This is a genomic window from Rhodoferax sp. GW822-FHT02A01 (assembly GCF_038784515.1).
Lineage (GTDB): Bacteria > Pseudomonadota > Gammaproteobacteria > Burkholderiales > Burkholderiaceae_C > Allorhodoferax.
Map to the genome: position 1 here is coordinate 3,572,434 of NZ_CP152376.1, position 19,394 is coordinate 3,591,827.

General features: G+C 60.9%; 16 protein-coding genes. 12 read left to right on the plus strand and 4 right to left on the minus strand.

All coding sequences use genetic code 11. The annotated features are described in order from the left end of the window. The first annotated feature begins 144 nt into the window (after nt 1–144). Nucleotides 145–2,328 carry an EAL domain-containing protein gene (locus AAGF34_RS16765; RefSeq protein ID WP_342616853.1) on the plus strand — a complete coding sequence of 728 codons (2,184 nt, stop codon included), beginning with the start codon at nt 145–147 and terminating at the stop codon, nt 2,326–2,328. Here the strand turns inward: AAGF34_RS16765 and ppc are convergent. Further along, on the minus strand, nt 2,291–5,137 hold the full coding sequence (gene ppc, locus AAGF34_RS16770; protein WP_342616854.1) for a phosphoenolpyruvate carboxylase: 2,847 nt from the start codon (nt 5,135–5,137) through the stop codon (nt 2,291–2,293). The genes AAGF34_RS16765 and ppc overlap by 38 nt on opposite strands. A 54-nt stretch (nt 5,138–5,191) precedes the next feature. Here ppc and hemC point away from each other — a divergent pair, with 54 nt between their 5' ends. The 5 genes from hemC to AAGF34_RS16795 all read left to right on the plus strand — a co-directional run bounded on the left by hemC (nt 5,192) and on the right by AAGF34_RS16795 (nt 10,436). Beyond that, nucleotides 5,192–6,109 carry a hydroxymethylbilane synthase gene (hemC, locus tag AAGF34_RS16775; RefSeq protein ID WP_342616855.1) on the plus strand — a complete coding sequence of 306 codons (918 nt, stop codon included), beginning with the start codon at nt 5,192–5,194 and terminating at the stop codon, nt 6,107–6,109. Next, nucleotides 6,109–6,909 (plus strand): uroporphyrinogen-III synthase, encoded by an 801-nt coding sequence (locus AAGF34_RS16780; RefSeq protein WP_342616856.1) that lies wholly within the window; start codon nt 6,109–6,111, stop codon nt 6,907–6,909. The genes hemC and AAGF34_RS16780 overlap by 1 nt, the downstream gene beginning before the upstream one ends. Beyond that, the gene (locus tag AAGF34_RS16785; RefSeq protein WP_342616857.1) at nt 6,906–8,000 is read left to right on the plus strand and encodes a uroporphyrinogen-III C-methyltransferase; all 1,095 of its coding nucleotides are present in this window, start codon (nt 6,906–6,908) and stop codon (nt 7,998–8,000) included. Before AAGF34_RS16780 ends, AAGF34_RS16785 begins: the two co-directional genes overlap by 4 nt. Nucleotides 8,001–8,002: 2 nt before the next feature. Next, a complete protein-coding gene (locus AAGF34_RS16790; RefSeq protein WP_342616858.1) occupies nt 8,003–9,292 on the plus strand; it encodes a heme biosynthesis HemY N-terminal domain-containing protein in 1,290 nt (429 codons plus the stop codon). A 67-nt stretch (nt 9,293–9,359) separates the two neighbouring features. Then, nucleotides 9,360–10,436 carry a GGDEF domain-containing protein gene (locus AAGF34_RS16795; RefSeq protein WP_342616859.1) on the plus strand — a complete coding sequence of 359 codons (1,077 nt, stop codon included), beginning with the start codon at nt 9,360–9,362 and terminating at the stop codon, nt 10,434–10,436. Between the two features lie 89 nt (nt 10,437–10,525). On the opposite strand, the gene AAGF34_RS16800 is transcribed toward AAGF34_RS16795, so the two are convergent. Next, complete coding sequence (locus AAGF34_RS16800; protein WP_342616860.1) at nt 10,526–13,486, minus strand: Rne/Rng family ribonuclease; 2,961 nt, start codon at nt 13,484–13,486, stop codon at nt 10,526–10,528. A gap of 554 nt (nt 13,487–14,040) precedes the next feature. Here AAGF34_RS16800 and AAGF34_RS16805 point away from each other — a divergent pair. Genes AAGF34_RS16805 through AAGF34_RS16820 form a run of 4 tightly spaced genes read left to right on the plus strand, consistent with a single transcriptional unit; the run spans nt 14,041 to nt 17,117 of the window. Continuing rightward, nucleotides 14,041–15,039, plus strand: coding sequence for an RluA family pseudouridine synthase (locus AAGF34_RS16805; protein WP_342616861.1), 999 nt, complete (start codon nt 14,041–14,043; stop codon nt 15,037–15,039). A 12-nt stretch (nt 15,040–15,051) separates the two neighbouring features. Continuing rightward, nucleotides 15,052–15,729 carry an HAD-IA family hydrolase gene (locus AAGF34_RS16810; protein WP_342616862.1) on the plus strand — a complete coding sequence of 226 codons (678 nt, stop codon included), beginning with the start codon at nt 15,052–15,054 and terminating at the stop codon, nt 15,727–15,729. Between the two features lie 13 nt (nt 15,730–15,742). Beyond that, the gene (locus AAGF34_RS16815; RefSeq protein ID WP_342616863.1) at nt 15,743–16,123 is read left to right on the plus strand and encodes a Rieske 2Fe-2S domain-containing protein; all 381 of its coding nucleotides are present in this window, start codon (nt 15,743–15,745) and stop codon (nt 16,121–16,123) included. A 1-nt stretch (nt 16,124) separates the two neighbouring features. Further along, the gene (locus tag AAGF34_RS16820; protein ID WP_342616864.1) at nt 16,125–17,117 is read left to right on the plus strand and encodes a S49 family peptidase; all 993 of its coding nucleotides are present in this window, start codon (nt 16,125–16,127) and stop codon (nt 17,115–17,117) included. Nucleotides 17,118–17,120: 3 nt separating this feature from the next. Here AAGF34_RS16820 and AAGF34_RS16825 read toward each other — a convergent pair whose 3' ends face one another. Further along, on the minus strand, nt 17,121–17,912 hold the full coding sequence (locus tag AAGF34_RS16825) for an SAM-dependent methyltransferase (RefSeq protein ID WP_342616865.1): 792 nt from the start codon (nt 17,910–17,912) through the stop codon (nt 17,121–17,123). A gap of 14 nt (nt 17,913–17,926) precedes the next feature. After that, nucleotides 17,927–18,523, minus strand: a complete 597-nt coding sequence (locus AAGF34_RS16830) for a Maf family nucleotide pyrophosphatase (RefSeq protein WP_342616866.1) — start codon at nt 18,521–18,523, stop codon at nt 17,927–17,929. Between the two features lie 25 nt (nt 18,524–18,548). Here AAGF34_RS16830 and AAGF34_RS16835 point away from each other — a divergent pair, with 25 nt between their 5' ends. Both AAGF34_RS16835 and rpmF read left to right on the plus strand, forming a co-directional pair. Then, nucleotides 18,549–19,097, plus strand: coding sequence for a YceD family protein (locus tag AAGF34_RS16835; protein WP_342616867.1), 549 nt, complete (start codon nt 18,549–18,551; stop codon nt 19,095–19,097). Between the two features lie 109 nt (nt 19,098–19,206). Further along, the gene (gene rpmF, locus AAGF34_RS16840; RefSeq protein ID WP_301019432.1) at nt 19,207–19,389 is read left to right on the plus strand and encodes a 50S ribosomal protein L32; all 183 of its coding nucleotides are present in this window, start codon (nt 19,207–19,209) and stop codon (nt 19,387–19,389) included. The last annotated feature ends 5 nt before the right edge of the window (nt 19,390–19,394 follow it).

The following is a 19,394-nucleotide window of genomic DNA, read 5'->3' on the forward strand; positions in this document are numbered from 1 at the left end:
TGGCGCTGTAGATATTCTTGCGCAGCTTGCTTGGTGTCGTTCAGTAGTTCGGCGCATTGCGAGGCCAGGGTCAGATCGCCAATGCGGTGCAGGCCATGTGGCTATTGCAGCACCAGTTGTTTGATGTTGTGCTGGTGTAGTGCGTTGCATGCAGTATTTCTTCAAGTTGCATCCATTGGGGTAGGATGTGGCAGGCACCGAAACAGTGCCCCCGAGGAGATTCGGATGCAAGAACATCATTGGGCTGAGGAGCTGCTGCGATCCCATCCGGATGGGATCATGCTGATGAACGACGCCTACGTTTTGCAATTCGTGAACCAGCACTACTTGCAGATGTGGGGATTTACCGAGCAGAGTGTCTACGGGATGACCTCCAGTGAGCGGTTTGCATACCAGGCCAGTTTGCTTGCCAACCCGGAGGATGATGCCTTTGCGTTGCGTCTTCTCAAGCTCGGCCTGGACGAGCCCAAGCCGCGCTACTTCAAACTCAAGGACGGACGCTGGCTGGAGCGCATTGCCTATCGCTACATGCCGTTCGGAACAAGCGCTGGAATCGTGTCGCAGTGGCGGGATGTGACGGGAAAATATCTGCAGGAAATGGCTATCCAATACGAACGCGATTTGATGCATTCCATGATGGACAGCGTGCCCGATCAGATATTTTTCAAGGACCGCGAGAGTCGCTTCATTCGTATCAATGCCAGCTTGGCTAAGCGATATGGGCTGGATAGCCCTGAGCAAGCTGTTGGTAAGTCGGATGCTGATTTCTACTCAGCGGAGCACGCCGCGCAAACGCGTCGCGAAGAGTTGGAAATCATGCGCACTGGCACGCCGGTATTCAATCAGCTCCATCACGAAGTCTGGAGTGATGGCACCGAGGCTTGGAACGTCTCTATGAAAATGCCGCTTCGTGATGCCACGGGGAGGACTATTGGTACCTACGGCGTTGCCCATGACATCACCGAGCATAAGAAAACGGAAGCTCTCATCTGGCAGCAAGCCAACTTCGACGCGCTCACCGGGCTCCCCAACCGCCGCATGCTGCGTGACCGCTGGGAGCAAGCGGTCAACAGCCATAAGCGCAGTGGCCATGGGCTTGCATTGCTGATACTGGACCTAGATCACTTCAAGGAAGTCAATGACACCCTGGGACACTCCGTGGGAGACCAGTTGTTGGTCGCCGCATCCAAGCGCATTGCCGGTTGCCTGCGCACATCGGACACCCTGGCCCGCATGGGAGGCGATGAATTCGCCATCATCCTGACCGACCAGATGTCAGTCACCTACGTAGGTGACATCGTCCATAAGATCGTCTGTTGCATGGACGACGCCTTTGATCTGCTTGATCAGTGCGTTTTTGTCTCGGTCAGCGTCGGAGTGACCTTGTATCCGCAGAACGGAGAGTCTTTTGACGAATTGCTGAAGTTGTCGGATCAGGCGATGTACGAGGCAAAAAAGAAAGGCAGAAACCGTTTTTGCTTTTTTACACCTGCACTGCAGGAGCGTTCAAGCAACCGCCTGCGCATGGCCCATGACCTCCATATTGCGGTTCGCGAGCAGCAATTTCACTTGGTGTACCAGCCGATCGTAAACCTTCGATCGGGTGCCATTCAGAAGGCAGAGGCGCTGATCCGATGGAATCACCCGCAGCAAGGGCTGATCCCTCCCAGCGAATTCATCCCTCTGGCTGAATCCATCGGCCTGATTGAGGAAATTGGCGAATGGGTTTTTCGCTCAGCTGCGCACATGGTTCGCCATTGGCGCAATGAGGTGGACGCATCGATGCAGATTTCGGTCAACAAATCGCCCCTTCAGTTTCAAAGCAAGCGCCCTCAGGGTTCTGACTGGTCGGAATACCTGCACTCCATCGATGTGGCGCCAGAGGCCATCGTTGTCGAAATTACCGAAGGCTTGCTGCTGGATGCCTCCGAATGGGTGCAGCAGCAGTTGCAGACTACGCGCCAATCGGGCCTGCGCCTGTCGTTGGATGACTTTGGCACTGGTTATTCATCGCTGTCCTACCTGCACCGCTACGACATCGACTTCTTGAAAATAGACCAATCCTTCATGCGGGAATTGCGTCAGGGTTCCAAGAACCTCACCTTGTGCAAGGCCATCATCCGAATGGGCCATGAGTTGGGTATACAAATCATCGCAGAGGGCATAGAAAGCACACTGCAGCGAGACCTTCTGATGGAAGCCGACTGCGACTTTGCCCAAGGTTACCTTTTTGCCAAACCGATGTTGCCGAACGAGTTTCTGGAGTTCGTCCGCAGCAGAGCAGGGGCCATCACCCCGTATTGCGCAACCCCGCCGCAATCCCGTTGATCGAGATATGGATACCGCGCTGCACGCGTTCGTCGGCAATGCCGGCGCGGTAACGGCGTACCAGTTCCACCTGCAGGTGGTGCAGGGGGTCGATGTAGGGGAAGCGGTGCTTGATGGAACGCTGCAGGGCTGCGTTGTTGGCCAGGCGTTGCTTCTCGCCGGTGATCTGCACCAGGGCCTGGGCCGTGGCGTGCCATTCGGATTCGATGGCGCTGAAGATCTTCTTGCGCAGCTTGGCGTCGTTCACCAGTTCGGCATAGCGTGAGGCCAGGGCCAGGTCGCTCTTGGCCATCACCATGTCCATGTTGGACAGCAGTGTTTTGAAGAAGGGCCACTGCTTGTACATGCGTTGCAGCAAAGCCATGCGTTCCTTGGACTTGGCCGGGGTTTCGGCTTGCACGAAAGCCGCCACCGCAGAACCAAAGCCGAACCAGCCGGGCAGCGTCAGGCGGCACTGGCCCCAGCTGAAACCCCAGGGAATGGCGCGCAGGTCTTCAATGCGTTGAGACGCCTTGCGCGATGCCGGGCGCGAGCCGATGTTGAGTTCGGCAATTTCGCGCAAGGGCGTGGAGCTGAAGAAGTATTCGGTGAACCCGGGTGTCTCGTAGACCAGCGCACGGTAGGCCGACATGCTGTTGTGCGAGAGCTCGGCGGCGGCATCCAAGAACGCCTTGGTGGCGGACTTGGTGGGTTGCAGCAGCGTGGCTTCCAGGGTCGCGGCGACTAGGGTTTCCAAGTTGCGCCGGCCGATTTCGGGGTTGGCGTATTTGGAGCCAATGACTTCGCCCTGTTCGGTCAGGCGGATCTGGCCGCGCACCGTGCCAGGGGGCTGGGCCAGGATGGCCTGGTAGCTGGGGCCGCCGCCGCGACCCACCGTGCCGCCACGGCCATGGAACATGCGCAGCTTGATCTGGTGGGCCTTGGCAAGTTCGTCAAACAGTTCCACCAGGGCGATTTCGGCGCGGTACAGCTCCCAGTTGCTGGTGAAGATGCCGCCGTCCTTGTTGCTGTCGGAGTAGCCCAGCATGATGTCCTGCTCGCGGCCGCTGCGTTTGATCAGTTCGGTCACGCCCGGCAGCGCGTAGAAGTCGCGCATGATGGGTGCGGCATTGCGCAGGTCTTCAATGGTTTCGAACAAGGGCACGACGATGAGATCGTTCTTGCCTTGCGCGTCCAGCGTTCCTTGCATCAGTCCCACTTCCTTTTGCAGCAGCAACACTTCCAGCAGGTCGCTCACGGTCTCGGTGTGGCTGATGATGTAGTGGCGGATGGCCTCGTGGCCAAAGCGCTGGCGCATCTCGCGCGCCATCGAGAAGATGGCCAGTTCGGCCACCGTGTGGGCCGAATACTCGGCACCCAGCACGCGCAGGGGGCGGGCGTCGTTGAGCAGCTTGAGCAGCAGTGTGCGCTTGGTGTATTCGTCCAGCGCCGAATAGGCGTACTCGATGCGGGCGGTGGCCAGCAGTTCGGAGACCACTTCCTCGTGCTTGTCGGAACTTTGGCGCAGGTCGACGGTTGCCAGGTGGAAGCCAAACACTTCCACGGCGCGGATCAGGGGGCGCAACCGCTGGGCAATCAGGGCCATGCCATGGTTGGCATTCAGCGACGCCTCAATCACCCGCAGGTCGGCTACAAACTCTTCCGCCGTGACGTAGGCGTTTTGCGGTGCCACCGCGTGGCGCGCAGCGCTGGTGCCGGTGAGGTTGTGCAGTGTGGCGGCCAGACGCGCATACATTCCAGTCAGCGCGCGGCGGTAGGGCTCGTCCTTGCGGTGTTCGTTGGTGTCGGGTGACCGCTCGGCCAGTGCCTGCATCTCGGGCGTGGTGTCGCACAGGATGGCCGAAATGGACAGCTCGCCACCCAGGTAATGCACTTCGGTGAGGTAGTGGCGCAGGGCCACTTCACTCTGGCGACGCAGGGCGTATTCCAGGGTATGGGCGCTGACGTTGGGGTTGCCGTCGCGGTCGCCACCAATCCACTGGCCCATGCGCAAGAAGGTGTGCACCGGCTGGGTGGTGAGAAGCTCCTCCAGCTCGGCATAAAGCTTGGGGATCTCGCGCAGAAAGGTGGATTCGTAATAGCTCAGCGCGTTTTCAATTTCGTCGGCTACGGTGAGCTTGCTGTAGCGCAGCAAGCGGGTTTGCCAGAGCTGCATCACGCGGGCGCGCATTTGGGCTTCGTTGGCATCCAGCTCGCGCGGGGAGAGTGCGTCCTTGCGGCCCTCAAAGGCAATGGCGCGCTGCTTGATGTCGTCCCGCGCGGTGAGCAACTGGGCGATATCGCGCTCGGCGTCCAGAATGCTCTTGCGTTGCACTTCGGTGGGGTGGGCGGTCAGCACGGGGGCCACGTAGCTTTGTTCCAGCGTCTGGGAAATCACCCGTGGCGAGATGCCGGCCCAACGCAGGCGGGACATGGCGACCTCAATGCTGCCTTCCTGCGTTTCACCGGCGCGCTCGTGGACGGCGCGGCGGCGAATGTGGTGGCGGTCTTCGGCCAGATTGGCCAGGTGACTGAAATAGGTGAAGGCGCGGATCACGCTCACTGTCTGGTCGCCACTCAGGCTTTTGAGCAGCTTCTTGAGCGCCTTGTCGGCTTCATGGTCGGCGTCGCGGCGGAAGGCGACCGACAGTTTGCGGATCTGCTCGATCAGCTCGTAGGCCTCCACGCCCTCCTGTTCCCTGATCACATCCCCCAGAATCCGGCCCAGTAACCGGATGTCTTCGACCAGGGGACGTTCGTTGTCTTTGTTGCGCTTGTTTGCAGTGACAGACGAGGCGGCGGCAGGGGGTGGGGGGGAGGGATTCTTCATGGATGAACATGCTAGCATTGGCTAGGAACTTCCCGTTACAAACAGGTTACCGCAGTGCAACATTTCACCATCGCCACCCGAGAAAGCCGTCTGGCTCTGTGGCAAGCAAACCACGTTAAGGCGCTGTTGGAACAGCAAGGCCACCAGGTCACGCTGTTGGGCATGACCACCCAGGGCGACCAAATTCTGGATCGATCGCTGAGCAAAGTCGGCGGCAAAGGCCTGTTTGTCAAGGAGCTGGAAACCGCGCTCGAGCAAGGCAAGGCGGATCTGGCTGTGCACTCGCTCAAGGACGTGCCGATGGAGCTTCCCCCCGGATTTGAGCTCGCCTGTGTGATGGAGCGCGAAGATCCGCGGGACGCCTGGGTATCTTCCCGCTACGCCACGCTGCAGGACTTGCCCCAAGGTGCCGTGGTGGGCACTTCCAGCCTGCGCCGCATGGCACTGGTGCGTGCCCTCAGGCCCGATTTGAAGATAGAGCCGCTGCGCGGCAACCTCGATACCCGCTTGCGCAAGCTCGACGACGGCCTGTACGACGGCATTGTGCTGGCGGCGGCCGGTCTGAAGCGGCTGGAGCTGGGTGCGCGCATTCGCACCATTTTTGAAACCCAGGAGATGCTGCCTGCCGCGGGCCAAGGGGCGCTGGGCATTGAAGTGCGTACCGGGCGCGACGACGTGGTGCGCGCCCTGTCACATCTGATGGACAACCGGACCTGGTTAACGGTGACGGCCGAGCGCGCCGTCAGCCGTGTCATGGGCGGAAGCTGTTCCATGCCCTTGGCAGCGCACGGCGTATTTCAAGGCAATGTCCTCGATATCCGTGCCGCCTGGGGCGACCCTGACGGCAAGCACGCTCTGGTGACCGTGCAGGAGCGGGCAACGGTTACCGATGCTGGCAGTGCGCTGCGCCTGGGCGAGTCCGTCGCGCACAAGCTGCAGGTGGCAGTCCAGTCCATCCAAGCCAAAACCTGATGCGCGTCATCGTCACCCGTCCCGGACCGCAAGCCGGAAAGTGGGTGAAGGCCTTGCGCGATGCGGGTCTGGACGCGCTGGCGTTACCCCTGATTGAAATCCGTCCGGCTGCGGACAGCCAAGGCGTGGTTGCCGTTTGGCAGAAGGTCACCACCTTCAATGCGCTGATGTTTGTCAGCGCCAATGCGGTGGAGCATTTTTTCGCCGTCCGGCCGCAAGGCTCGGCCCAACCGGATCTGCTGCCGGAACAACGCTTCTGGGCTACGGGACCTGGCACGGTCGCGGCCTTGCGGGCCGCCGGTATTGCGCCCCAGTGCATTGATGCGCCGGACGCTGGCGCTTCGCAGTTTGACTCCGAGGCCCTCTGGCAGGTGGTGCGGCAGCGCGTGCAAACCGGTTGGCGGGTACTGGTGGTGCGCGGCAGCACCGAAGCCGAACCGCTCGACACAGAGGATATGGGCAAGGGCGTGGGGCGCGACTGGCTGGCACAGCGACTGGTAGAGAAGGGAGCCACGGTGGATTTTGTCGTGGCCTATGAACGCTGCGCACCAGTGCTCAAACCCGGCGCGGTGGCGCTGGTTCAACTGGCCGCTGCGGACCGCAGTATCTGGCTGTTCAGCAGTTCCGAAGCCATCGCCAACCTGCGTGCCGCGGCCGCCGGTGTGAACTGGCGCGCGGCACGTGCCGTGGCAACCCACCCGCGCATTGCGGCAGCGGCGCGGGAGGCTGGTTTTGGTGTTGTGTGCGAGTCACGTCCAGAAATATCTGATTTGATTGCCTCGATAGAATCGCTGGCATGAGCACCCCATCCGCCAACCCTGAAACGACTGATCGGGCGGAGCCTGTCTCCGTGCCAGCGGCAACCGAACCTTCGTCCGTGCAGGCGCCTTCTTCTGCTTCCCGTCGTCTGCTGTTTGCGGTTGCCCTGGTGGCCGTGGCCGGCGTAGTGGGCAGCATTCTGGTTTGGCAGAAGCTGAGCAATATCCAACAACAGCTCGCGCGCCAAAGCGCCGATGCCGGTTCGCAAGCCATGGAGGCCCGCGCCACGGCCAAACAGGCGCAGGAAATGGCACTGGATACGGCGGCCAAGATGGCTGTGACCGAGGCCAAGTTGGCAGAAGTTTCCTTGCAGCGCACCCAGCTGGAAGAACTTATGCAGAGCTTGTCGCGCTCGCGCGATGAAAATCTGGTGGTGGACATTGATTCCGCCATCCGTCTGGCACAGCAGCAGTCCCAGCTCACGGGCAGCATTGAGCCCTTGCTGGCTGCCCTCAAGAGCGCGGATCTGCGCGTTACCCGAGCCGCGCAACCGCGTCTGACACCCCTGCAGCGCGCCATCGCGCGCGACGTGGCCCGCATCAAGGCCACAGCGCTGGCGGACACGCCTTCGCTACTGGTCAAGCTTGATGAACTGGTGGTGCTGGCGGACGACCTTCCCATCGCCAATGCGGTGGGCAATGCTTCAGCGCCGACTTCCGGCAGCAAGGCTGCCGATGGTGGCAAGCGTAAGGCCGACGAGCTGCCTCCCCAATGGTGGGTACGGCTGGGAAGCGTGGCATTGGATGAGTTTCGCAATCTGGTGCGCGTCAGCCGTGTGGAAGACCCCGATGCGGCGCTGTTGTCGCCCGAACAGTCATTCTTTCTGCGGGAAAACCTTAAACTGCGTTTGCTCAATGCCCGTCTGGGGTTGCTGTCACGCCAAGCCGAATCTGCGCGTGCCGATCTGGCGACGGCAGCCACCGCCATGACGCACTACTTCGACGCAGGCTCCCGCAAGACGCAGACAGCCCAGGCGCTGCTGCAACAGGTACAAGGGCAGATGCGATCCCTGGAGATCCCCCGTATTGACGATACTTTGGCCGCGCTGTCCACCGCCGCCGCAGGACGCTGACCATGCGTAGTGCCTTGTGGTTGATGGGACTCTTTGCGGTGGCAGCTGCGCTGGCGCTGTTCGCTGGCAACAACCCCGGAACGGTCACCCTGTTCTGGCCGCCTTACCGGGTTGATGTTTCCCTGAATCTGTTCCTTCTGGGGCTGGCACTGGTGTTTGTGACATTGCATCTGGCCTTGCGCACGCTGTCTGCTTTTTTCGGCATCCCTCAGCAGGCCCGGCGTTGGCGTCTGCAACAAAAGGAACGTGCCATTCAGACTGCTTTGCTGGACTCCTTCTCGCATCTGATCAGCGGCCGCTATATCCGGGCACGCAAGGCAGCAGAGCTGGTGGTGTCCTTGGAGGAATCGGTGACGCTTACCGGGGAACCGCTGTCGTACGCGGATCGCCTGCGGGCATTGGCCTGCCTGCTGGCTGCCGAGAGTGCCCATGCGCTGAATGACCGTACCTTGCGCGAAAAATACCTGAACCAGGCGCTGGATCACGCCATGGCCCTCAACGCGCAGGAACTGCGGGACGGCGTGCACTTGCGTGCAGCGCGCTGGGCGCTGGATGACCGCGAGGCGGTCAAATCGCTGGAGTGGCTGGACCTGATGCCGCAGGGCGCCTCCCGCCGTACCTTGGCCTTGCGCCTGCGCTTCAAGGCAGCCCGTATGGCTGGCAGACCACTGCAGGCTCTGGAAATGGCCAGGTTGTTGACCAAACACCGCGCCTTTACCGAGGTGGCTGGACGCAGCATTTCGCAAGGACTCGCCATTGAGCATTTGAATACGGCGCATGACCCGGTGCAATTGCAACGCGCATGGGATGGCCTGGAGCAGGTGGAGCGGGTGCTGCCGGATGTTGCCTTGCGGGCGGCGCAGCGCCTGCTGGATCAAGGTGGCGAACCGGCTATGTCGCGCGACTGGTTGCTGCCCGTGTGGAACGCCATGCTGGAGCGGCCCGATAGCTTGAATGAAGGCCAGAAGATCCGTTTGGTCCGTCTGCTTGAGTCGGGTTTTTCGGCTCAATCGCAGTCGCCGGATGCGCAGTGGCTGTCACGCATTGAATCCGCCCAGATAGCCAATCCGCGCGATGCCGCCTTGCAGTACCTTGCTGGGATGGTTTGTATGCGTCTGAGTCTGTGGGGCAAGGCGCAGCAGTTGCTCAAACAGTCGCTGGCGCTGCAACAGGATGCGGCGCTCAAGCGCGATGCGTGGAGCGCGCTGGCGGAAATTGCCGAGCAGCGCCAAGACGCCGAGGCGGCAACACAGGCCTACCGCCAGGCCCTCAAAGAAGCGGCCAGAAACTGAGCCAGGCGGGTGTTTCGGCAGTATTTGCCAGGGTGACGTGCGCAGCTTTCAGGGCTATCATGTTCCGATGGGAACACTAGTCCAACACATCATCAAACTCACCGACCACAGAGACAGGGATTTGCTGGAATTGACGCTGTCAAAAGCGCTCATTGACCTGCTGCCTCTGCAACGGGTCGTAGTGGCAAAAGTCATCAGCGAGGAGGGAGTCCGGCGATGGATGCAGATCGCTACGCTGGACGCCCGGGGTGGCGGCATGGTGGCAGACCCTCTGCGTGTGGATTTTGAAAAACTCCCCTTGTTGGAAGATGAAATCCAGCGCCTGCGTTGCATCGAAACGCATGAAAACATCGAAGTCGCATTGGCCGGTGACGCGGGCCCCCGAATCACCTATATCCCGACCTTTGAGAGTTCACGCTCCGAGGAAGACGGCGTGCTCGAAATCCATTCGCCCAAGGCACTGACGGAATCCGAGCTGCAGACGATTGACATATTGCTGCACGTGTTTCGCAACATGTTCCATCTGCTGGCCTTCAGTGACCGCGATGGCCTGACCGGGCTTCTCAATCGCAAGGCGCTGGATGACACGTTTTACAGCGCGGTGCTGGAAGAGTTGGACGAAGTGGCGGGCGCCATCAGCCCGCAGCGCGACGCCAAGGTTGCGCCGGGTCAAGAGCGTCGCCATCGTGTGCCCCCCAATTACTGGCTGGGCACTATCAGCGTGGACCACTTCAATGCCGTGGGTGAAAAGCATGGCCACTTGATTGCCGAGGAAGTGCTGTTGCTGGTGGCGCGCATTCTCAACAACACGTTCCGCACCTATGACCACATCTATCGCCTGGGCGGCGAGCAGTTTGCGGTGCTGATGCATTGCCCGGAAGAGCCGCTGGTGCTTGCCGCTTTCGAGCGTTGCCGTGCCAACATTGAGAAGTTCAATTTTCCCCAGGCCGGGCACCTCACGGCCTGTGGCGGCTTTACCCGCATCACGGCGGACGATTCACCCAGCACCGCCCTGGAGCGTGCGGAACGCGGCGTTGACTACGGTCAGCACTCCGGCGGTAATCAGGTCTTCAGCTATGGGGATCTGGTGCGCAGGGGCTTGCTGGGCGACACGGTCAACGTAGGAGCAGTGGACATTTTCTAGCGCGGTTGCGTGCAGAGGCATCCGGGCTCGGGTGCGTATCGGCCATAAAAAAAGGGCACTCGCGTGCCCTTTTTTCGTTGCGCGGCTTCTTATGCCTGCGTGGTTTCTTCGAACGGCAACGTCAGGTTGCGCAGATCGCGTTTGGTTTCCACTAGGATCAATGGACCCTCGTCAAGCACCACGGGAGCGGGGCGCTCGCGTGGCACATGCACAGGCTGGGGCTCTGCCGCAATGGCGGCCTGCACCTGGGCAACACGCTCAGGGTCGGAGTTCACCCATTGCAGTCCCGAACTTTGGGCGACCTGGATCAACTCGTCCTTGGGCAGCGCATAGGCCGTCACCTTGGGCATGGCGCTTTCCGTTGCAACGGCTGCCACACTACTGGCCTCGGGCACTGCGGCAGCGGCTGGTGCTACAGGCGCAGCAACCGGCGACGGCGCGACTACGACTGCGGGCGCAGTTTCCGCAACAGCGGCTGGCGCGGCAACGACAGCTGCCGGGGCCTCTGGTGTGGAAAAGTAACTGCCTTGCACCTCATTTGCTGGCTGCTGGTCGGCATTTTCCTGGCGCGGAGCGCGTTCGCCACGGGGACCGCGGTCACGGCCATAACGGTCGCGTGAGCGCTTTTCGCGTGGTTCTCCGGCGCTATTACGGCGCTCACCGGATTCCGCATCCATAGCGGCATTTCCTTCGACCGGTGCCACGGCTGTTGGTTCGACCTGGCCTTCAACGGGCGCGTTTGCCGCATCAGGACGGGGGCCGCGGTCGCCACCACGGCCACGTCCGCCGCGACCACCACGGTTGCCTCGGCCTTCGTTGCGTGCGCCTTCAGCTCCTTCGCCAGCCTCGTTGCGGTTGCCGTCGCGATTCTCTTCACGTTCGCCGTTACGGGCGTCGGCTTCTACAGGTTCCGCGCGTTCGGGGCGGTTGTTGCGGTTGCCACGGTCGCCACGCTCGTTGCGGGGCGTACGTTCGGGGCGTGGCTCGCGGTTGCCGTTTTCCTGGTTCGCAGCCGCACTGGCTTGTTCCAGGCCCACGCCTTCCACGACCACCGGTTTGCCTTCGGCATCGAAGCGCTCGCGTTGTGCGCCGCCGGAACGCTCATTGCGCCCACCGCGTCCGCCACGGTTGCGGCCTTCACCGCGTCCGCCTTCTCCACGGCCCTCGTTGCGTTGACCTTCCGGGCGATCACTACGGCCTTCGCCGCGTGGTCCGCCATTGCGTCCACCACGGGCACCGTCACGTGGATTGCGTGGCTCGCGCTTTTCTTCCGGTTTGGCGACGGGAGCTGCCACCGGAGCTGCAGGTGCGGGTGCGTCACCACCGAATAGGGACTTGATCCAGCCGAAGAAACCGGCAGGTGCCGGTGCTGCCGCGGGGGCCACCGGTTTGACGGCTTCCACCGGTGCCTTGGGCACTTCGGGCTTGGGTGGCGCAATAGGCGCCGGAGCGTCGGGCAGCACGCCCTTGATCACCGGGGTCTGCTTGTTGGTGGGCTCTTGCGAGCGACGGGTGACGCCCGTGGGGTCTTCCATCTCGTCGGCCATCTTGTAGCTGGCTTCGATGTTGTCCAGACGGGGGTCGTCGTGCTTGAGGCGCTCGAGCTTGTAGTTGGGGGTTTCCAGCGTCTTGTTGGGAACCATCAGCACGTTGATGCGCTGCTTGAGCTCGATTTTGGCGATCTCGGTGCGCTTCTCGTTGAGCAGGAAGGAAGCCACGTCCACAGGCACCTGGCACAGCACGGATGCGGTGTTGTCCTTGAGCGACTCTTCCTGGATGATGCGCAGGATCTGCAGGGCGCTGGATTCGGTATCGCGGATATGGCCGGAACCGCCGCAGCGCGGGCAGGGAATCGAAGCACCTTCCGACAGGGCGGGGCGCAGGCGCTGGCGGCTCATTTCCATCAGGCCGAATTTGCTGATGGTGCCGAACTGCACGCGGGCGCGGTCCTGGCGCAGCGCGTCGCGCAAGCGGTTTTCCACTTCGCGGCGGTTGCGGGACTCTTCCATGTCGATAAAGTCGATCACGATCAGGCCACCCAAGTCACGCAAGCGCATCTGGCGGGCTACTTCGTCAGCAGCTTCCAGGTTGGTACGTGTTGCGGTTTCCTCGATGTCGCCGCCCTTGATGGCGCGGGCCGAGTTCACATCCACCGAAACCAAAGCCTCGGTATGGTCGATCACGATGGCACCGCCGGAGGGCAGTTGCACCGTGCGGGCGTAGGCGGATTCGATCTGGTGTTCGATCTGGAAGCGGCTGAACAGCGGGGCATCATCACGGTAGCGCTTCACGCGGGCTGCGTGTTCGGGCATGACGTGGGCCATGAACTGCTGGGCCTGTTCGTACACGTCGTCGGTGTCGATCAGGATGTCGCCTATATCGTGGTTGAAGTAGTCGCGGATGGCGCGGATCACCAGGCTGGATTCCTGGTAAATCAGGAACGCACCCTTGGCACCCTTGGCAGCGCCGTCGATGGCGGACCAGAGCTTGAGCAGGTAATTCAGGTCCCACTGCAGTTCGGGCGCGCTGCGGCCGATGCCGGCAGTGCGCGCGATGATGCTCATGCCGTTGGGGTATTCAAGCTGGTCCAGTGCTTCCTTGAGTTCGGCACGGTCATCACCCTCGATGCGGCGCGAAACGCCACCGCCACGGGGGTTGTTGGGCATCAGCACCACGTAGCGGCCAGCCAGGCTGATGAAGGTGGTGAGGGCAGCCCCCTTGTTGCCACGTTCTTCCTTCTCCACCTGGACCAGCAGCTCCTGGCCTTCGCGGATGGCGTCCTGGATGCGGGCGTTGCCGGCGGACACGCCTTGCTGGAAAAATTGTTTGGAGATTTCCTTGAAGGGCAGGAAGCCGTGGCGGTCTTCGCCGTAGTCCACAAAGCAGGCTTCCAGGGAAGGCTCGACGCGGGTGACCACCGCCTTGTAGATATTGCCCTTGCGCTGCTCGCGCCCTTCGATTTCGATTTCGTAGTCGAGGAGTTTTTGTCCATCGACAATGGCCAGGCGGCGTTCTTCAGCCTGCGTGGCGTTGATAAGCATCCGTTTCATGGAGTGCGTCCTTCTTCAGTTTCAACATGCCCAAAATGGGCTAACGATGCCTGGCAGACGAACTGAAGTGAGGAGGAATTGCCGGAGAACTTCGATTTACACGAGGTGTCGAAGCGTAGGCGCGTGGATGGGAACGAGGGGGTGCGTCTGTGCATATGCTTTCGGACGGAAAGCAGATGACTCCATCTTCAGGGGGGCTGGGATCCGACGCATGGTTTCCCTCGGTGCGAAAACGCACCGCAGGCACATGCACAACAGTCTCCACAACACAAACATCTCGTTTTTATCCGTTTGCAAACCGTGGGCTTGCAAACTTGGGGTATTCCGTATCAGGGTTTCAATTCGTCGGATTGACCGCTTTGCAGACTGCCATCACACGCAGGTGGCGGATGATTTACAGGCTGGCCAAGGCGGCGGCATCGACCTTCCAGCGCTACTGAAAATGGGGTCTGGACTAAACTCCAGCTAAATCAACCACTTACAGCGCGTCGCTAGTGAAACACATTATAGGGGGCAAACCGGATTCTTCCGCCCCCCAATCTAAAACACTGACCGTGGACGAAGATTCCGCGGGTCAACGCCTGGATAACTTCCTGATGCGCCAGCTCAAGGGCGTACCCAAGACCCATGTGTACCGCATCATCCGCAGTGGTGAAGTCCGTATCAACAAAGGGCGGGTGGCCGCAGACTCGCGCGTCCAGACCGGTGACCTGGTGCGGATTCCGCCGATCCGGCTGTCGGAGCGTGCGGATGAAAAAGCCCAGGCCATGGCTTCCGCCTCCGGCAAAGGCGGGGGCTTTGTGCCGGCCAAGGACTTTCCGGTGCTGTTTGAAGACGACTACTTCCTGGCGATCAACAAGCCTGCCGGGGTCGCGGTGCACGGCGGCTCGGGGGTAAGCTTTGGTGTGATCGAGCAGTTGCGCATGGCCAGACCCCAGGCCCGGTTTCTGGAGCTGGTGCACCGCCTCGACCGGGAAACCTCGGGCATCTTGTTGATTGCCAAGAAGCGCAGCGCCCTCAAAAACCTGCAAGACCAGTTCCGTGACCGCGAAACCGGCAAGACCTATCTGGCCATGGTGCTGGGCATCTGGTCAGAGCGCCTCAAGGTGCTGGACAAGCCGCTACACAAATACCTGCTGGCGGCCAAAGACGGCGCGGCAGAAGGGGAACGTCGTGTCAAGGTCGTGGCCAAGGATGATCCGGACGGCATGCCTTCGCTGTCCTTGGTCAAGGTGCGTGCCACCACGGAACCGCAAGCTGCGCATGCCTATTCCCTGCTGGAGGTCACCATCAAGACCGGGCGTACGCACCAGATCCGCGTACACCTGGCGTCCGAGGGCATGCCCATTCTGGGAGACGACAAATACGGCAATTTCGAGGTCAACAAGGAACTGGCGCGTGGAAATGGCCCCGGAAGTCTGAAGCGCATGTTCCTGCACGCCTGGCGCTTTGCGTGCAATCACCCCGCCAGCGGCGAGCGCTTGGAATTGCGGGCAGAATTGCCGGCTGACCTTTCCGCCTTTGTGCGGCAGGTACTTCCGCCCACCGCCTAGCGCCAGATTCCCATGACCCAAGCTGTATCCGCCAGACGGCGCCAATTCGACCTGATTGCCTTCGACTGGGACGGCACCTTGTTCGACTCCACTGCCATCATCACCCGTTGCATTCAGGCCGCGGTGCGGGACGTGGGCGGAACGGTGCCCAGCGACACGGACGCGTCCTACGTCATCGGCATGGGCCTGATGGCCGCCTTGGCACATGCTGCCCCCGATGTTGCCCCGGAGAAGTACCCTTTGCTGGGTGAGCGTTACAAATTCCATTACACCGCCCGTCAGCATGACATCAGCCTGTTCGAGGGCGTGATTCCCATGCTGCACGCGCTCAAGCAACGCCAACATTTTCTGGCGGTGGCCACAGGCAAAAGCCGGCGTGGTCTGGATGAAGCATTGGCACGGGACGAATTAAAAGGCCTCTTTGATGCCTCCCGTACGGCGGACGAGACAGCGGGCAAACCGCATCCGCTGATGTTGCAGGAGTTGATGGCCGAGTTGGATGTAGCGCCTGAGCGTACCCTGATGGTGGGCGACACCACCCACGACCTGCAGCTCGCCTTGAATGCAGGCTGCGCCAGCGTGGGCGTGAGTTACGGTGCCCATGACCATTCGGCGTTTGAGCCACTTGCGCCACGTTTTGTTGCGCACTCGGTGGCAGAACTGCGGCAATGGTTGCTGACGCACGCCTGAGGTAACTAAGGCCATGGCTGATACTTTTGAACCGCAGGTGATCCCGCTATGCAACTCGCAGGATCTGGTCAACAGTGGCGAGGCCGTGCCTTTTGACGTGGTGTATTGCGGGCAGACCTGCCTGGCGTTTGCCATCCGCTATGACGCGCAGGTATACGCCTACCTCAACCGCTGTTCCCACGTACCCATGGAAATGGATTACCAGCCCAACCGTTTTTTCGATCTGACCGGCCACTGGCTCATTTGCGCCACCCACGGTGCCACCTACAGCCCCCGGACCGGCGCCTGCCAAGGCGGGCCTTGCCGGGGTGGACTGGTCAAGATTGAGGTCTCCGAGCGTGATGGCGTGGTGCACTGGCATACTGCACCTCAACTACACCCCGTGAATTTCTGACATGACCGAGCCAAATCTCCCCAGCGGCAACGATACAGACACCAACTCCAGCGCAATCCCGGGCACGGCTGCGGCCTGGGAGCGTGCCACCCTGGAAAGGCTGGCGATGGCGACGCTGATAGAGCAGCGCCAGGCTCGCAGATGGCGCAACGGCATTCGCATTGCATGGCTGGTCTTTGTCGCTGCGGTGGCGTGGTTTGGCTGGGAGCGTGGTGCAGCACCTGCGGATGTGTCTAAACCCCATACCGCAGTCATTGAGATCAAGGGTGAAATTGCGGCAGGTGGAGATGCCAGCGCGGAGCAGGTGGTGTCCTCCATGCGCAGCGCCTTTGAAGATTCGGGAACCCAGGCGGTGGTGCTGTTGATCAACTCGCCTGGTGGAAGCCCGGTGCAGGCGGGCATCATCAACGACGAAATCCACCGCCTCAAGGCCAAATACCACAAGCCCGTGTATGCAGTGGTGGAGGAAATGTGTGCCTCTGCGGCTTACTACATTGCATCAGGAGCCGACAAGATTTTTGTGGACAAGGCCAGCATCGTGGGCAGTATCGGCGTGCTCATGGACGGCTTTGGGTTTACCGGTTTGATGGACAAGTTAGGCGTAGAGCGTCGACTGATGACCGCCGGTGAAAACAAGGGCTTTCTGGACCCGTTCAGCCCGCAAACCGAAAAGCAGCGCGCCTACGCCCAGACCATGCTGGACCAGATTCACCAGCAGTTCATCGGCGTGGTCAAGGCGGGACGCGGCAATCGCCTGAAGGAAACGCCGGAAACCTTCAGTGGCCTGTTCTGGACGGGGCAGCAGGCGGTTGAGATGGGCCTGGTGGACCAGTTGGGCAACCTGGATTACGTAGCGCGTGAGGTGGTCAAGGCGGAGGAACTGGTCGATTACACCCGCCGTGACAACGTGGCAGAGCGTTTGGTCAAACGCTTTGGCGCCTCCATTGGTGAAGGTTCGGTACACGCCCTGAAACTGGCGCCGTCGTTGCGCTGACGCTCAGCGCCCGATCGCAAATACCGTCGGGATGCTGTTGTCCAGCGCCCACGGTTTGTTCTTCCAGTTCTTCACCAGATCACTGTGGCAGCGCGCGCCGGGTAGCGTCAGGCCGCTTGCCGTAGCCAAGCGGGTGTTTTGTTGCAGGCTTTGCAGCAAGGTTTGCAGCAGCGCGGTATTGCGGTAGGGCGTTTCAATGAAGAGCTGTGTCTGACCTGTCTTGAGTGCCAGTGACTCCAGTTCCCGGATTTTTTGCGCCCGTTCCGCAGGTGTCGCCGGCACATAGCCGACAAAGGCAAAACTTTGGCCATTGAGTCCACTGGCCGCCAGGGCCAGCAGTAGCGACACGGGCCCCACCAGCGGCACGACGGGAATCCCCAGGTCGTGGGCGGCCCGCACCACGGATGAGCCCGGGTCCGCGATGGCGGGCATGCCAGCCTCGCTGACCAGCCCCATGGCATTGCCGGTCAGAGCCGGTTGCAGCATATGGCGGGCATCAAAGCCGCCGCCGTGGTCCCCCTTCTTGTGCACTTCGCGCGGCAGTTCCTGCAGTTGCATGGACTGAAGCGGCAGGCGCAGGGGGTGCGTTTCGTGGATACGCTTGAGGTAGGCGCGCGTGGATTTGGCGTTCTCGCAAATCCAGTGGCTGATACCGGATGCCAACCGCAGCGTGCCAGCGGGCATGGAGGCATCGAGGGCCACCGTTTCATCGCAGCCAAAATCCAATGGTGCTGGAACCAGATAGAGCGTGCCGGTATTTTGCTGGGCGCCCGTTGTCGAAGTGGGGGAGTTCATGCTGTTGGTGCCGTTCAGGCCAGCAAATCCAGACCCGCCGAGCGCAACATGGTCGCGGTGCGAATCAAGGGCAGGCCGACCAAGGCAGTCGGGTCATCGTTTTCTATGCTTTCGAGCAGGGCAATGCCCAGCCCCTCACTCTTGGCGCTGCCCGCACAGTCGTAGGGCTCTTCTGCGCGCAGATAGTTCTCAATTTCGGCTGCACTCAGGTTCCGGAACTTCACCCGCACCGCTGCAAGCGACTGTTGCTGGAAACCGCTTTCCTTGCAGACAACCGCGACCGCCGTTTGGAATATCACCACCTTGCCGGACATCTGTTGCAATTGCAGGACGGCGCGCTCATGGGTACCCGGTTTGCCCAGTGGCAATCCGTCCAGATCGGCCACCTGGTCGGAGCCGATCACAATGGCCTGCGCAAACCGGTCGGCAACCGCCATGGCCTTGGCCAGAGCCAGTCTTTGCGCCAGTGAGGCCGGGTTTTCACCGGCCAATGGTGTCTCATCGACATGGGGCGATTCCACGGTAAATGGAACGTGCAGGCGTTCGAGGAGCTCGCGTCGATAGGCCGATGTGGAGCCCAGAATGAGTTTTCTGTTCTTGGAAGGTTGCATTCCCCGATTCTCTTACACTGACCCCATGAAACATGAATTTGCACCACAGCACTTGCACATTGCCGCCTTCGCAAAGGCTGCAGGTACCTTGGCTGGTGAAGAACAACTGAGCCATTTCGAACGTTTGATGGATCAGAGTCAGGGCGTGGGAGGTGAAACATTTGTCACCTACTCAGCGCGCGGGGAAGTGCGTACGGACGCAGCAGGTCTGGATGAGCCTTGGGTGCATTTGTCGGCACAGGCCTCACTGGCTTTGGTGTGCCAGCGCTGTCTGGGGCCGGTGGATATGCCGGTGGAATTCGAGCGGGATTTCCGCTTTGTGGCGTCCGAACATCTGGCCGAAGTGGAAGATGAGGAGTCCGAAGAGGATGTGCTGGTGCTGAGCAAGTCCTTCAACCTGCTGGAACTGATTGAAGACGAGTTGCTGTTGGCCACGCCGTTGGTTCCCATGCATGAAGTGTGTCCGGAACCCGTCAAATTGCAGGCTGCGGACCCCGACTTCGAGGAGCCGCCCGAGGAAAAGCCCAGTCCATTTGCCGTGCTGCAGCAACTCAAGAAAAAGGATGCTGGCTGAAAGCACAGGAATAGGCTATAATTTGAGGCTTCGCGTGCGGAACCAGCCGCGTTTTTACCAACCTCAAAGTGTTGCAACCTGTGCAGCACCCATTGCCCAGGAGCCGAAAATGGCCGTTCAACAAAACAAGAAATCTCCTTCCAAGCGCGGCATGCACCGTTCGCACAACGCTCTGGTTGTGCCCGGAATCGCCGTTGAGCCGACCACTGGCGAAACTCACCTGCGTCACCACATCAGCCCCACCGGTTTCTACCGTGGTCGCAAGGTGCTGAAGACCAAATCCGAAGCCTGATCCCA